Here is a 15,880-nt window from a genome sequence, read left to right on the forward strand (position 1 = left end):
AATGATGATCCGTAAGCTTGGAAAAAAGACTGAAAAAAAACGTTTTGCTATAGTGGCTCTAACAATTGGTTTGCTGTTTAGTGTAGTAGTTCTAATAAGTATTGTCCCTTCCAAAAAAGAAGTAATTAATGATGACGACATCGTTGCCTGGATCAATGATGAACCAATTGCGGTAGGGGAGTTCAATATGTACTTTCAGCGACATAAGGCTGCAACGATCTCTTTTATGAAAAATACTTATGGTGCTGAGATGACAAGCGACTTCTGGACTAAAAGCTCTCATGGCTTGGATACTCCTATTCAATTGGCCAAAAATGCCACATTGGATGAGTTAAAAAGAATTAAATATGAACAGATTCTATTGAAGGCATATGGTGTTGTGACGGATATTAGTTATTCCAATTTTATGATGGAGTTTCAAAATGAAAATAAAAGAAGAATAAAAATATTAAAAAAAGGCGGCATTGTTTATGGCCCGGAGCAGTATACCCGTAATGTCTATTATGAATATCTTCGAAGTATAGGATTAAACAAGCTAAAGCAAATTTTAGAAATGGAATTCTTGAAACAAAGCAGTTTTAAAATTGAAAAAAAGTATGATGAATTGAAAGACAGTGACCTCTATCTACGGGAGCCAGACACGATAACAGTGAAAAAAATTTCTATTCCCTATAGTTCTGATAAAACAAAGCAGGAAGCGGAGATGACTATTAAAAAAGTTGAAAAAAGAATTCATGATGGCGAGGGCTGGGAGGAGATCACGCGGCAGTTTAGCGAGGTGAATGTTAACAAAGAGGTTTTTGATGGTGCACATCAGCAGAATGATGGACGTTTGGGAGGATCTTATTTGAGTGTGATAAGTAATCTGAAACTGAACCAGGTGAGTGAAATTGTGGATTGGAACCATTCCCTCATCATGTACAAGGTGATAGGTAAAGTTAAAGGAGGGTACAAGCCGTTAAGTGATGTAAAACAATACTTGGCAGCAAAATCAGCCTCAGAAAAAATAGACCATCTCATCAGCGAAGGAATCGCCCATACAAAAATTTCAATCAACGCGCCTGTATACGATGTTCTTTTGAACTAAGATGTTTGGCAATCACATGTTATTCCTAAAAATATAAAACCATTTTCGTAAAGATATCAAGCTCGGCGAACTAAGTAGCCAGCGAAATCAAGGGCAAACCGTTATTTAAGGAGATGAGAGCAGTATGGAAACAGACCAAACAGCCGCTTGCTGTCAGAATAGCGTGGATTATCCTCACAAAGAGGAGAGAACTTTTGATTGGAAAGCTCATTGGATATGGGGCGGTTCGGAAGAGCTGCCGCGTAATGAATGGCGCTGCTTTCGTCGAGAATTCGAGCTGCAAGAATGGGAAGGGAGCTCAGCTCAGGTAACCATTACAGCAGATGCAAGATACGTCCTTTATGTTAATGGTATCCAATGTGGACGAGGACCCAATCGCTCCTGGCCTTTTGAACTTGACTATCATGTGCATGAAGTTGGTCATCTACTCCATGCTGGTAGCAATACGCTGGCTATTATCGTAATCAGTTATGGTGTGGCTACGTTTTCCTATGTACCGGGACGAGGCGGTCTGTTAGCACAACTGGACTCGGTTGTTTATGGCATAGAGGAACAAGTGAAATATCGAAACAACATCATCTCTACCGATTGCTCATGGCAGACAGCTATTCATGCTGGACATGTGCAAAGGTCACCACGCATGTCTTGTCAGCTAGCTTTTTCTGAGCAGATGGATGGGCGCCATTGGAATAATGAGTGGCTTAAAGCCGGTTTTAATAAAACAAACAGCAGTTCTGACGTGTTATGGGAGAATGCAATAATTATCGGTGAACCGGGTGATTCTCCCTGGTTGAATTTAAAGCCAAGTGATATTCCTGATCTTACGGAGCAGGAGGTATGGCCTGTTAGGGTGGAATCTTTTAAAGAAGTAACGCCGATCTCGCGAACTTGTTTTCTGGATATAAGGCAGGCTATGGAGCCTGCGGGTGCAGATCATGCGAATCCGGTTACATTTGCCGGCTATGCTGTGACTATAATCCACTCTTTTGAAGCCGGAGAGGCAACCATTGGGTTTGTTGGCTTTCCTGCGCTAAATGGGATTGCTCTAAATGGAGTATTTTATCCTGTTACGGCAATGGAGGGGGAGAAGCCCCAACGTTTTCAGCGTGTACAACTGAATGAAGGAGAAAATTTACTTCTTTTTGAACTGGCTGGCAGTGATCATGGGGGTGGGTTACATTTTGGTATTGACTCCTTAGTAAAATTTGAACTTGTATCTCCACTTGGAGCTGCTTTGACTAATTCTGCCTTTGCATTAATTGGCCCTTTTGTTAAGAGAATTCATATTGACCATAAGCCTGAGAAAGACGATACGTCTTTAAAATCCTACCGAATCTTTGGAGGAGATCAGGAGCTGGATGTGAATGCATTTGTCGGGGCTGACATCTTTCTGAGATGTCGCACGATGGAAGCTGCCTCAGAGCTGGAATTAGCAAAAGCGTGGCTGAGTCCATTCCCTGTTGAATTAATCTCTGAAGCCTCCGTGTTTGTTTCGAGTATCTGGAAAAGATACTCCATAGCAAAACCGGTATCTGAAGAGCTGCATCGTGTCTGCTTTTCTAATCAGCAATGTACACAACTTCCCGCTTGTATGGAGAGCGGTTACGAACTTATGCTCGACTTTGGAATGGAATACTCAGGGTTCCTTAGATTTGAAGTAGATGCACCAGAGGGGACAGTTATCGACCTATACGGATTGGAGTATATGGATAACGAGCGACGACAAGATACCTTCGGCCTGGACAATACGCTGCGTTATATATGCCGAGAGGGACGTCAGATTTACGAGTCACCCATCCGTCGTGGTCTTCGCTATTTAATGGTAACAGTGCAGGGAGCCCCTCGAGCTGTTCGACTATTTGGTGTTCAAATGCTGCAAAGTAATTATCCGTTGTCGGAAATTGGGCGATTCAACAGCTCTGATCCTTTATTGAATGAGGTATGGAAAATCAGTAAACATACGGCCAAACTTTGTATGGAGGACACCTTTGTGGATTGTCCGGCATATGAACAGGCATTCTGGGTTGGTGACAGTCGTAATGAAGCCTTAATCAATTATTATTTATTTGGAGCAAAAGATATCGTAAAACGTTGTTTACAGCTTGTTCCGGGATCAAGTTATCAGACACCTCTTTATATGGATCAATTGCCCAGTGGGTGGAGCAGTGTTATTCCCAACTGGACTTTCTTTTGGGTAACGGCATGTCTTGAATATGTAAACTATACAGGCAGTAAGCAGTTTGCCAGCGATATTTGGCCGAAAGTTCGTTTTACACTCGATCACTATCTGCAGCATGTAGATTCAAAGGGACTACTTACGATTCAATCCTGGAATTTTCTGGATTGGTCGCCTATGGAACAACCTAACGAGGGAACAGTAACTCATCAAAACGTTGTATTTGCTCGAACCTTAGCGGATGCCGCTTCATTGGCCGAGCTTGCAGGAGAGAAAGCAGCGGGAGAGGTTTATCGTCAGGCATCTGAGAGTTTATCCAAGGCAATTAATCAGTATTTGTGGAGTGAAGAGAGACAAGCTTATGTGGATTGCATTTATGCGGATGGAGCCTACTCTTGTTCCTTCAGTATGCAGACCCAAGTCATGGCACTGATTACAAATGTGGCTGCAGGTTCGCGTTGTGAACAATTAAGCAGTTATATGATATCACCTCCAGAGGATTTTGTGGCAATCGGTAGTCCGTTTATGGCATTTTTCTATTATGAAGCTTTGACACGGATCGGTAGAACAGATTTGGTGCTTGAAGACATAAGGAAAAACTTTGGGGAAATGATCAAATACGAGGCTACAACTTGTTGGGAATTGTACCCTGGTTTTGTTGAAAATCGCCCTAATCCTAAAGATTTGACTCGCAGCCATTGTCACGCTTGGTCGGCTGCACCCGGGTATTTTATGGGGGCATATGTCCTTGGGATAAAACCAACGAAAGTCGGCTGGGATGCAGTTCAGATTGCACCTCAGCCAGGAAATCTGGATTGGGCAAAAGGAACTGTGCCTATGCCAGGAGGAGGACGAATGGATGTGAACTGGAGCATTAGGGAGGAAAATGGTCAGCGTATATTCAGGCTGGAGGTCACTGCACCCAAGGGAATTGAAGTAGAGCTAGTTGTGCCGGAAGGCTATCAGGCTGAATGCATCCAGTCATGGCTGTAACCATTAAATGTAAAGGGAATAGGGCATGCCTTTGATGGCATGTTCTATTTTTCTGCTTTTATAGTCAGGAATATAATAATTAGTAAATAAAAGATACCTAAGGTCAAGATTACACACTATGGTAAATCAATGGATAAGCTTAAAATTTAAATGTAAGCGCTTTAATGAATGAGGGAGGAGGTTCAAGAGAGTGGCAGCATGGGGATTCTGAGTATGAACGTGAACATTCATTAATTGGGAGAGAAAATATTAATTTATAGTGGGGGGAAAACGGATGAATCTTATGTTCAGCAAAGCTTCAAAAACATCATTTTTCGTAGTATGGTTCATATTAATTTGGGGGCTATTTGGCGGAACTCAAGCACAAGCCTCTACAAATACAATAAATAATGGCCCGCATTGGTATGATACGAATGGGAATCAGATTCAAGCGTATGGCTCTAATTTTACATGGTCAGATGGTTACTTTTATTGGTTTGGCCTGAATTGGACAGGCAATAATACGGGGGGGAATAATAATTTTCAAGGAATGAATTGTTATCGATCTACGGATCTTGTGAATTGGGAATATGTCGGTGTGGCTCTTGCTAATCAAACATCTGGTGATCTAGGGCCCAATCGAGTTGTTGAGAACGGTGATGTTATTTATAACAATGAAACTAAAAAGTGGGTCATGTGGCTTCACATTGATAATGAATCATATGGTGAAGGTAAGGTCGGCATTGCTACGAGCGATTCTATCACTGGGCCATATACGTACAAAGGAAGCTCTAATATGCTTGGAAAATTATTACGTGATCAAACAGCCTGGGTAGATGATGATGGGACTGGATACTTGTTTGCGGATGATGATGTTAATGGTGCTAGAAACTTGAAGATTTTTAAAATGAATTCTAGCTACACCGACTTGGATTCAGAAGTCGCATCGTTGGGACACATCGAGGCGCCAGCTGTTCAGAAGGTGAATGGAGTCTATTATTTACTCAGCTCGGAACTGACAGGTTGGGCAACTAATCGGAATAAGTACCAAACGGCCACGTCGCTCGCAGGTCCTTGGTCAGATCGAGTAGATGTCGCCCCGCCTGAAACCAATACCTACAATACCCAGACACAGAATATCATCAGGGCAGGTAATACTTTTATTTATGTCGGTGGACGATGGGCTCAAGGTAATCTTGCTGATTCACGCTATATCATGCTTCCAATGACCGTGAATAGCTCTGCAAAAACCATGTACATTCCAAATTACTACGATAGTTGGAGCTTGAATTCTTCTGACTGGTCTTGGAGCGATACGTCAAATAATAAAGCTTTATTTAAAGCCGTAACGGCATCAAGTTCACTTGAGAATTACGGATGGGGTAAAGCCAAAGCGGTTGACGAAAGAAGAAATTCAATCAGTGGATTCATGGGTTATTCCAGTCAACTTGGTCAAAGCTCCAATCATACAGAATGGATAGAAATCAATCTTGGAGATGTCAAGACATTTTCCAAAGTTGTTCTTTATCCTCGCAATGACAGCGGACATGAAGGGGACGGTTTCCCAATTGATTTCAAGATTCAAGTGTGGAACGGATCCACATGGTTGGATAGAGTCAGTAAGACCAACTATACAAAGCCGGATCATTCAGCCCAAGAGTTTACATGGGGCTTCTCGGATACCACTAACCGGATTCGAGTACAAGCAACCAATCTAAGAACTGTAGGTAATGATGGTTACTTGATGCAGCTATCAGAAATTGAGGTATACTAAAGCTTGAATCAAGTGAGGGCGGCGTTTTGTGCCGTCCTTTTTTGTGAAGACGTGAAAATCAGATCAATAGGGGGAGGGGAACTGCAGACGTGTTTAGCGCAAGTAGGCCATCGGTTCATTAATAAAAGTATTTTTTATTGAACTTACAAATAAAAGCAAACCTTCTACCGTGAAGCTGAGTTTATATCCTAGGCATATCAACGAGTAAAGGGTGAAAGCGATGAACAATACATTTTGGAGGAAAATCTGCATCATTGGCTTCATTGCAGCTTTAACGATGGTGCTAATCATTTGTCTATTTGTTAATTTTGGTGAAGCACTCAACAAATCATATCAAATTCTAGGATAGTTCAATCTAGAGAGGCGGGTACTTATGCGAGAAAAATGGATGTTTTCTACTTTAACTGCTGTGTTATTCAGTGTTACTTTATTGACTGTTACAATTGATGGCACTTCAAAAATGCAAGCTTCCGAAGAAGATATGAGGAGGTCTTACACGGATTTAATGGAACCACTGCCTGCAAGCTTGGCATATGACAGTGAGCATCCTGATGAAATCTATGTTAATGATTGCGGTGTTTTTGTGAAAAGTAAAAAGTCTGATATCGACTATAGCGGCGAGATGGTGGTTGCGCATGATGTGCAGCAGGTGACGAAAGAAACAACCCTCATTGTTGCTTACGGTGCACAGTACATAAAACAGAGAGAGTGGAAATAATAAAGAGATCGCGCGAGCGAGAAGGACGGGTGGCAGGGCTGCTGGTCCTTTCTTTGTGCATTCAAAAAGTGGGTTTTCAGAAATTTACATCAATTATGTTTCAAATATATGTTGATAGTTTCATATATAAGGAGTATACTGATTTTAAATTTGAAGCAATATAATTTTAAATAATTGATTTGGAGATGTTCATATGAATCAAGCAAAACAACTGGTTGATACACAGCGTATGTTTTTTAATACAGGACAAACGAAACAAGTGCAGTACCGCATTCAGGCTTTGAAAGACTTGAGACAAGGAATTGAAAAGTACCAGCAACGCATTCTGGATGCTCTTCGAGCGGATCTGAATAAATCTGAAGCTGAAGGTTACGGTTCCGAGATTCGCATTGTATTGGGGGAGCTGGATCATGCGCTGGAGCATTTGCGTGACTGGGCTGCGCCGCGTACAGTACCAACAAGCTCGGTTATGCCGGATGCAGTTAGCACGATTTATCCTGAACCATACGGGGTTGCTCTGATTATTGCCCCTTGGAATTATCCGTTCCAGCTGGCGTTTGGACCTTTAATTGGTGCTATTGCTGCAGGGAACTGTGCAGTGATCAAACCTTCTGAGCTTACACCTGCAACGTCTCGTTTAATCTATGATCTTATACAGGAGGTATATCCAGAGGAGTATATTGCTGTTATGGAGGGCGAGGTTGAAACTAGCACAGCGCTGCTGAATGAGAAATTTGATTATATTTTCTTTACAGGCAGTACAGGAGTAGGTCGCATTGTCATGAAAGCTGCAGCAGAGCACTTGACTCCGGTAACGCTGGAACTCGGGGGTAAAAGTCCGGCGATTGTGCATCATGACGCGGATTTGCAACGGGCAGCACAACGTCTTGTACGAGGTAAATTCCTGAATGCGGGACAAACCTGTGTAGCACCGGATTATTTGTTAGTTCATGAGCAGGTGTATGATCAATTGATGGAACAGATCCAGACGGAGGTGCACGATAAGTTTGGTGATGACATGATGCAAAATGCCGATTTCCCGCATATCGTCAATACTCGTAACTTTGATCGTTTAGCTGCTTTTCTTGCAAATGGGAAAACAGTTCTGGGAGGCCGCTCGAGCCGCGACCAGCTCATGATTGAACCGACTGTTCTCACTGATATCGATTGGGATTCACCCGTAATGCAGGAAGAGATTTTTGGTCCTATTTTGCCTGTCTTCACGTATAGTGACCTGAATCCGATGCTTGATGAAATTGTACGTCGTCCGAAACCGCTGGCATTGTATCTGTTCACGGAGGATGAGGCTTTGCAGGAGAAAGTATTGAAACAGGTTTCCTTTGGCGGGGGCTGCATTAATGAAACTTTGTCCCATATGACCTCGCATTATCTGCCTTTTGGCGGCGTTGGCGAGAGCGGTATGGGTTCATATCATGGGCAGCAAAGCTTTGAAGTATTCTCCCATCACAAAAGCGTACTTAAACGCAATAAATAATTTTATATTGTCAAAAAGGTAGATAAATTTACTTCATTATACATGCGCATGTTTGTAACTTATGAAAGTGAATAAAAGAGGTTGTCCTGTAGTCAGGGCAACCTCTTTCATATGGCGTGAAATATAACAAATATAGAAACTAGTTGTATTAATGAATATCACGGAAAAGACCGATAACTTTGCCCAAAATGCTGACATGTTTCAAACGAAGCGGCTCAAGTGTAGCATTCTCCGGCTGCAGGCGGATGTGATCCTTCTCCTTATAGAACGTTTTCACTGTTGCTTCATCATCTTCAGTCATAGCTACGACAATGTCACCATTATCCGCAGTTTGCTGTTGACGAACAATGACATAATCTCCATTCACGATTCCTGCTTCAATCATACTGTCCCCGACAACGGAAAGCATAAACACCTTCTGTTCGCCAACATAGTGAGTTGGAAGCGGGAAGTAATCCTCGATATTCTCGGTTGCTGTAATCGGAACCCCGGCTGTAACCTTACCTACAACTGGAATTCGTGCAACGCTGTGGGCAAATTGATGAGAATGCTCCGACTCCTCCTGGCTCAAAAGCTCAATCGCTCTTGGCTTGGTAGGGTCGCGTCTGATCAGTCCCTTTTTCTCCAAACGATCCAAATGACCATGAACCGTGGAGCTGGAAGCCAGTCCAACAGCTTCGCCAATTTCCCGTACGGAAGGAGGATACCCCTTCAACCGGACTTCATTTCGTATAAACTCCAGAATTGCCTGCTGCCTGCTGGATATCTTCGACATACCGTATCAACCCCATTTTAGTAACGTTTGGGAAAATTATAACATAGAACCTCCGTTCGTACAAACATAAGTTCTAAACAAATCGCATGTTTTCAGTGTTTTTTTCGAAATTAAGACATGATCTGATAAGAACATATGCAATTCCTTGAGATTATGAATTCTGATAGCTGTCGATTGTTCTGCCAATGCTCGGTATAAAAAAATGGTTCTGCAGATGCTTAATATAGAATTGTTCTCCCAGGACTCAGTATGAATCCGTTCTCTCAAACTTAAATATTGAGTTGTGTTATCAAACTTCAATAAAAAGCTGCTTTATTTAGACTTAATAATGGGAGAAGTTTCCGTTGTCTGATAAAGGTCGTTAAATTATCGAAAAAAGAGCGAACAATTGTTCTAAAAAGTTGTTGAACAAAACAAATGTTCGTGTTATATTGATTCCATGAGATAGGAACAAACGTTTGGAGGCGGGATACACATGAGATATTCTACTTATCAAAGCATTTATGAACCGGTAAATTCAGCAGCTGTGAAGTCTAACATAGGGCAATTGAGAACATTTATGGCGCGTTTCAAGCTTTCCTCGGGATTAATCAAACTAGCTATAGCTTCATTAATCATATTTATAGGTTGCAGCACAGTACTGACCGTTTTTGCCGGCAACGAAAATGATTTACTTCCAGGGGGAAAGATCGCTGTATCTCAAGGGGAAACACTGTGGAGCATCTCTTTGGAGCATAAGCCAGCAGCAATGGACACCAGGGTATATATAGAAGCAATCAAAAAGGTGAATCAGCTGGAATCAACAACAATTCAGACTGGACAAGTTCTGATATTACCTCAGTTTGCTCAATAGAAATTCGTATCAACAGGCATTGCTGCGTACCAACTTGACAAGCAGCCCTTATCATGTCAAAGTTAATATGACTTTGTATTTTTGGAGGGGACAAGCTTGGATATAGATAGTCTGGTAGCACGTATTAATGAATTGGCTCGCAAGCAGAAATCCACTGGACTGTCAGAGGAAGAACTTGTTGAACGTGCCAAGCTAAGAGAGATTTATTTGGGTAACATTCGTAACAATTTCAGACAGCAGCTGGATTCAATTGAAATTGTAGATGACGACAAGGGCAAAGGCCACCAAGGCAAACTCAAACATTAATTCCAGAAACCTAAACATATCTTAATGATATTTAGGTTTCTTCATGCTATTTGAGGCTGCTTACTATAAAGGGGGAATATCGGTTTGCGTGTTGTTATGTAAGCCGATACAAGACACATAAGGGGGATTTACATGTCACGGCGTTCGTTCGAGAGAACGGTTCGGAAAAATTCGAAGCAATTGAATCAGCAGCGTAAAAAAAATGGTCAGCCAATTACGGGAAATCCAGGTGAAGATATTTTCAAGGGTAGAAGCCTGTTATTTCCTATCTTTCTAATTGGTCTTGCCTTTTTGTATCTGTTCATGAGCACTTTTTTAGTGAAGGCGCCTATGACAACGTGGGATTGGGTAACGATGCTGCTTTATGTATTCCTGGCAGTCATTTTTATGCTTCGTCGTCCTTACATTAAAATCAGCAGTAACCGGATCATTACAACGAAGGGCAATCGTGAACGTTCCATCGGGGTTGATGACATTATCAAATTCAGATTTGAACCGGGCACTGTAGTGATTGAACATAACAGCCGTGGCAAGAGATGGGTCTTCACCAAGCTGTTAAACCGTTACGATACGGATGCAATGACAGAGCGATTGTTGAAATTTGCAAAAGCACACCAGATCACCGTAGAAACCATTGATAAGTAATTAATGTATAAAGGGGCAGATGAGCAGCATGGCGTTGAAAGCGATTATGTTCGACCTGGATGATACTTTATTGTGGGACGAACGCAGTGTTCGAGAGGCTTTTCATGAAACTTGTTTAGTTGCAGCGAACGAGACCGGGGTTGACGCCGAAGCGCTCGAAGAGGCTGTTCGTAATGAAGCACGTGAGCTTTATGAGTCCTATGAGACATTTCCTTTTACCAAAATGATTGGAATTAATCCTTTTGAAGGCCTATGGGCTAATTTCACCGCTGGAGAGCAGCCGGAATTCCGCCAGCTGGAACAATTGGCTCCAATCTACCGTAAGGAGTCCTGGCGCCGTGGCTTGTTAAAGCTTGGTGTAGATCAGGAAGAACTTGCAGAGCGACTTGCTTCGCAGTTCGGGGCAGAGCGCCGATCCAGACCTCATGTTTATGAAGAAACAATGGATACACTGCGTCATCTGCATGGAAAATACAAATTACTGCTTCTGACGAATGGATGTCCTGCGTTACAGCAGGAGAAGCTGGATGGTGTTCCTGAGTTATCTCCGTTCTTTGATGAGATTATCATCTCGGGCAGCTTTGGGAGAGGCAAGCCCGATCCGTCCATTTTTCAACACGCTTTAAGCAAACTGGGTGTGAAGCCAGAAGAAGGCATGATGGTTGGAGATAAACTAACTACGGATATCCGTGGTGCGTTGTCTTCAGGTATTCGTGCAGTATGGATTAATCGCGAAAACAAAATCAACAATGAAACCTATTCCCCAGATCACGAAATTAAGCACTTATCTGAATTAGAAGAGCTGATTGCTAATTTTTAAGTGTGATTAAATTTTCTTTCTTTTCTCTTTAAATTAAACATTGGTTATGACATGAATGATATCGACTTCGTTCATGCATTAACCAGTGTTTTTTTATTTTCATCCAATTTATGAGTATCTTTTGCTTACTGTTAGAAGTGATTTGTATGATTTATTGGGAAAAATATTGAAATTAAGAAGGCTCTGTTTTAAAATAAAACTAACATACTAGTATGACTAGTATTTCAGAAGAGGTTCGTTGACAATGTCGTTTTAAATATCTAGCTCATCTGAACAGTACAGTAGCAGACAATCTGTGAATGGAAAAACAGAGTGCAACATGAATAGTAACAATGATTGCTGTGTTTTACTTCAATGAATTGTAAGCGCTTTATAAAAATTGTACTTGTTGGACTCATTCAAACATCAGCATGTTTCACTTGCTTCAGAAGCACATGCAGATATGTTTGAGTGTACATAAAAGATAATTTGATGCCGCTTACACTTGGTTTTGTAGTGGGGTGAAATGTACAACAGACCCGGTCTCTGCGTACTGAAGTAAGGCAGAAAGACGTCACAAGGTGCAGCACAGAATCTAGTTAATCAAGTTATGGATCGGAGTGAATGACACATGGAGTCAGAAACATCCAAGGCAACGTTACCAATGATATCTTCACGTAAAGAAAGCAGGCTGCAAACAGCGCTCATATTGATTCGTAAAGATTGGCAATTGTACTCACTGTTAGTTCTTCCCATCATTTATCTGATTATTTTCAAATACGGTCCGATGCTGGGCAATATTATTGCCTTCAGACGATTTGTCCCGGGAGGCAGTATATTTGGAGAGACCTGGGTAGGTTTACGTTATTTCAAAATGTTCATTGAGGACCCGACCTTCTGGCGAGTCTTTAGTAACACCCTGATGCTGGGCGGGCTTGCATTGTTATTCACGTTCCCGATGCCGATTATTTTTGCACTGATGCTCAACGAGGTGAAGAGCAAACGCTTCAAAAAGTTTGTACAAACGGCCTCGTACCTGCCACACTTCCTGTCCATCGTTATCGTGGCCGGTATGATTCTGCAATTGACAGCCGTGAATGGTTCAATTAACGGGCTTGTTGCTTTTTTTACAGGGGATAACATTCCGTTTATGCAGCGAGCAGAGTGGTTCAGAACAATCTATATCTCATCGGAAATCTGGCAGGGCATGGGTTGGGGAGCCATATTGTATCTGGCGGCGCTAACCACCATTGATGATTCGTTGTATGAAGCCGCACGGATTGACGGAGCGAATCGCTGGAAGCAAACCATTCATGTCACCATTCCAGGCATTTTGCCAACGATTGTAACGCTGCTCATCCTGAACATGGGTAACTTCCTGGCAGTAGGTTTTGAGAAAATCCTGCTCCTGTACAATCCGCTGATCTATGAAACTTCCGATGTAATATCGACTTATTTGTACCGTGTGGGTCTTGAATCCAGTAACTTCAGTTACGCTACAGCCATTGGTTTGTTTGAATCAGTGATTGGGCTGACTCTGGTGTTCACTGTAAACGCCATCTCACGTAAATTGACCGAGCGAAGCTTGTGGTAGAGGAGGAGCATCATGCAGGAATCGAGATCATACAAGGTGTTTAAGGTGTTTAATGTCACATTTTTGCTGTTTATCGTTTTTATTACGCTGTACCCGTTCCTGAACGTTGTTGCGCAATCCTTCAGCAGTGAAGCGTATATCAACTCAGGCAAGGTGAGTCTGTTCCCACGCGGGTTCAATGTGGATACGTATAAAACCATTTCCAAGGACGGCATGTTCTGGATGAACTATAAAAACACGGTCGTTTATACGGTGGTAGGTACATTAATCTCTATGTTTATGACAACGATCTTTGCATACGCACTGTCCAAGAAGAGACTGATGGGACGTAAATTTCTAACGATGTTTGCCGTATTTACGATGTTCTTCAGCGGCGGGCTTATTCCAAACTACGTGCTGATTAATTCCCTTGGCTTCAATAACACCATGTGGGCCCTGGTGGTCCCGGGTGCAATAAGCATATATAACATGCTGATTATGAAATCCTTTTTTGAAAACATGCCTGAAGAGTTAGAGGAAGCTGCTGCAATTGACGGTTTGAGCACTTATGGCATCTTGCTGCGTATCATTTTGCCTCTCAGTAAAGCGGTTATGGCTACGATGGTGTTGTTTTACGCGGTTGCACACTGGAACTCCTGGTTTCCGGCTTTCTTGTATCTGGACAAAAAAGAGCTGTTTCCGGTTACGATCTACTTGCGCAACATGATTGCCGGAGCGACGAGCGGGGCCACTGCCGGTGCGACCTCTGCGGATAACTTGACCCAGATTGCTGCCAACATCAAATCGGTGACCATGGTTTTGACCATCCTGCCGATTTTGACGATTTATCCGTTTGTACAGCGATATTTTGTAACCGGTATCATGCTGGGCTCTGTTAAGCAGTAACAACAGTAGACCTGGTTCAAAACAAAATAGATTAAAGGGGATGAACGGTTTGAGCAGAAAGCCACGAAAAATGCTTGGCAAAATGATTTTGGCAATGACAATGTCTGCTGTACTCGCTGCGTGCAGCAGCGGTGCTGGAACAGGGCCGGATGTCTCGGAGGTGTCAACAAAAGCCGCGATGGAGAGTTATAACGTCGGTGATACGTTCAAAGCAACGGAGCCGTTTAATCTGTCTATTTTGTACAGTGATCACCCGATCTACCCATACAAAAAAGATTGGATGTTATTCGAAAAAATTACAGAGTTGACGGGTGTCACGCTGGAACCAACAATTGTGCCGATGAGTGATTATCCACAAAAAAGATCCCTTCTGATCAGCTCGGGTGATGCACCGCTTGTTATTCCGAAGACCTACCCGGGGGAAGAGGCTGCTTTTGTATCCTCGGGAGCGATTCTTCCGATTAGCGACTACATTGATTTAATGCCTAACTTCAAGGATAAGGTGGAAAAGTGGAATCTGGAGCCTGATCTTGAAAGCCTTCGCCAAGAGGATGGCAAGTATTACGTGCTGCCGGGCTTGCATGAGGCCGTATGGCCGGATTATACGCTGATTGTAAGAACAGATTTGTTTAAAGACAACAATATTGCTATTCCTACAACCTGGGATGAGCTATATGAGGCTGCGAAAAAGTTAAAAGAAATCTATCCCGACTCCATTCCGTTCTCGGATAGCTTCAAGTTTAAAAGTACGCTCGGCATTGCAGCTACCGGTTTTGGCACCAAGGCTGGCTGGGGTTATGGAAACGGCTTGACTTATAAGGCAGATCAGGACGAATTCGTATACACGGCTACGACACCTGAGTACAAGGAACTGCTCACGTTTTTTAACAAGATGGTAGCAGAAGGGCTGCTCGATAAAGAAAGCTTCACACAAGATGATGATCAGGCTATTCAGAAGTTCGTATCGGGTAAATCCTTTATGATTAACGGCAACTCACAGACGCTGGTGCTGCATCGGAATGATATGAACAAAACGCTTGGTGAAGGCAAATTCTCGATTGCCAAAATTACTGTTCCGGGAGGACCCAAAGGACAGTTAATGTCTGGTTCAAGACTTGAAAACGGTGTGATGATCTCGGGTAAAATTAAAGATAGCGACCATTTCAAAGCTATATTACAATTCATTGATTGGTTGTACTACAGTGATGAAGGACAGGAATTCGCCAAGTGGGGTGTAGAGAACGAGACCTTCACCAAAGAAGGTGGAAAACGCAAATTAGCAGATGACATCAACTACAACGGTTTGAATCCAAAGGGAACCAAAGACCTTCGTATTGATTTCGGTTTCTCTGGCGGGGTGTTCGCTTATGGCGGAACAACAGATTTGCTGCAATCCATGTTTAGTGAAGAGGAGCTTGTGTTCCAGAAAAACATGCAGGAAACAAAAGAGGTTATTCCAGCTGAACCGCCAATTCCGTATTCATCCGAGGATCGGGAGCGTGTCACCCTGCTTAGCACACCGCTGAAAGACTATACAGACCAGAATACCTTGAAATTTATTTTGGGTGAACGTAAATTGTCTGAGTACGATACATTTATCAAAGAGCTGGAGAGTCAGGGCTTGTCGAACTATGTGAAGCTGGCCAATGACACTTACAAGACATATAAAGAAAACAAAAAATAACTCAACTTTAACAGCATAAGTTAATATGGAATGAAACGTTTGAGAACTGGATACCCGTTGTCAAGTCTTGGGACAAGTTTTGGTTTTTCAGCTTGGTATAAGTCAAAAAAGCGGCAG

Annotated in this window: 13 protein-coding genes; 12 read left to right on the forward strand and 1 reads right to left on the reverse strand. The window is 42.5% G+C overall.

Going from position 1 to position 15,880, the window contains the following annotated elements; genetic code table 11:
• The first annotated feature begins 4 nt into the window (after positions 1-4).
• The 5 genes from HNR77_RS12535 to HNR77_RS12555 all read left to right on the forward strand — a co-directional run bounded on the left by HNR77_RS12535 (position 5) and on the right by HNR77_RS12555 (position 8,222).
• A complete protein-coding gene (locus HNR77_RS12535; RefSeq protein WP_184184492.1) occupies positions 5-1,087 on the forward strand; it encodes a hypothetical protein in 1,083 nt (360 codons plus the stop codon).
• Positions 1,088-1,211: 124 nt separating this feature from the next.
• Positions 1,212-4,256: a family 78 glycoside hydrolase catalytic domain gene (locus HNR77_RS12540; RefSeq protein WP_184184495.1), complete on the forward strand. Its 3,045-nt coding sequence runs from the start codon at positions 1,212-1,214 to the stop codon at positions 4,254-4,256.
• Between the two features lie 274 nt (positions 4,257-4,530).
• On the forward strand, positions 4,531-6,009 hold the full coding sequence (locus HNR77_RS12545) for a family 43 glycosylhydrolase (protein WP_184184498.1): 1,479 nt from the start codon (positions 4,531-4,533) through the stop codon (positions 6,007-6,009).
• A 373-nt stretch (positions 6,010-6,382) separates the two neighbouring features.
• Positions 6,383-6,727, forward strand: coding sequence for a hypothetical protein (locus HNR77_RS12550; RefSeq protein WP_184184501.1), 345 nt, complete (start codon positions 6,383-6,385; stop codon positions 6,725-6,727).
• 193 nt (positions 6,728-6,920) lie between these two features.
• Positions 6,921-8,222 (forward strand): aldehyde dehydrogenase, encoded by a 1,302-nt coding sequence (locus tag HNR77_RS12555; RefSeq protein ID WP_184184504.1) that lies wholly within the window; start codon positions 6,921-6,923, stop codon positions 8,220-8,222.
• 148 nt (positions 8,223-8,370) lie between these two features.
• On the opposite strand, the gene lexA is transcribed toward HNR77_RS12555, so the two are convergent.
• Positions 8,371-8,997, reverse strand: coding sequence for a transcriptional repressor LexA (gene lexA / locus HNR77_RS12560; RefSeq protein WP_090916776.1), 627 nt, complete (start codon positions 8,995-8,997; stop codon positions 8,371-8,373).
• A gap of 475 nt (positions 8,998-9,472) precedes the next feature.
• On the opposite strand from lexA, the gene HNR77_RS12565 reads away from it, so the two are divergent.
• The 7 genes from HNR77_RS12565 (at position 9,473) to HNR77_RS12595 (ending at position 15,763) form a co-directional block, all read left to right on the forward strand.
• Positions 9,473-9,850 carry a LysM peptidoglycan-binding domain-containing protein gene (locus tag HNR77_RS12565; RefSeq protein WP_184184507.1) on the forward strand — a complete coding sequence of 126 codons (378 nt, stop codon included), beginning with the start codon at positions 9,473-9,475 and terminating at the stop codon, positions 9,848-9,850.
• Between the two features lie 96 nt (positions 9,851-9,946).
• Complete coding sequence (locus HNR77_RS12570) at positions 9,947-10,156, forward strand: DUF896 domain-containing protein (protein WP_110896779.1); 210 nt, start codon at positions 9,947-9,949, stop codon at positions 10,154-10,156.
• A gap of 132 nt (positions 10,157-10,288) precedes the next feature.
• Positions 10,289-10,801, forward strand: a complete 513-nt coding sequence (locus tag HNR77_RS12575; protein ID WP_145401804.1) for a vitamin K epoxide reductase family protein — start codon at positions 10,289-10,291, stop codon at positions 10,799-10,801.
• Between the two features lie 28 nt (positions 10,802-10,829).
• Positions 10,830-11,621: an HAD family hydrolase gene (locus tag HNR77_RS12580; protein WP_184184510.1), complete on the forward strand. Its 792-nt coding sequence runs from the start codon at positions 10,830-10,832 to the stop codon at positions 11,619-11,621.
• A gap of 643 nt (positions 11,622-12,264) precedes the next feature.
• Positions 12,265-13,194, forward strand: coding sequence for an ABC transporter permease (locus HNR77_RS12585; protein WP_260410554.1), 930 nt, complete (start codon positions 12,265-12,267; stop codon positions 13,192-13,194).
• A gap of 12 nt (positions 13,195-13,206) precedes the next feature.
• The gene (locus HNR77_RS12590) at positions 13,207-14,079 is read left to right on the forward strand and encodes a carbohydrate ABC transporter permease (RefSeq protein WP_184184516.1); all 873 of its coding nucleotides are present in this window, start codon (positions 13,207-13,209) and stop codon (positions 14,077-14,079) included.
• A 40-nt stretch (positions 14,080-14,119) separates the two neighbouring features.
• Positions 14,120-15,763 carry an ABC transporter substrate-binding protein gene (locus HNR77_RS12595; RefSeq protein WP_397366688.1) on the forward strand — a complete coding sequence of 548 codons (1,644 nt, stop codon included), beginning with the start codon at positions 14,120-14,122 and terminating at the stop codon, positions 15,761-15,763.
• The last annotated feature ends 117 nt before the right edge of the window (positions 15,764-15,880 follow it).

It is taken from the genome of Paenibacillus sp. JGP012 (assembly GCF_014203995.1).
GTDB lineage: Bacteria > Bacillota > Bacilli > Paenibacillales > Paenibacillaceae > Paenibacillus > Paenibacillus silvae.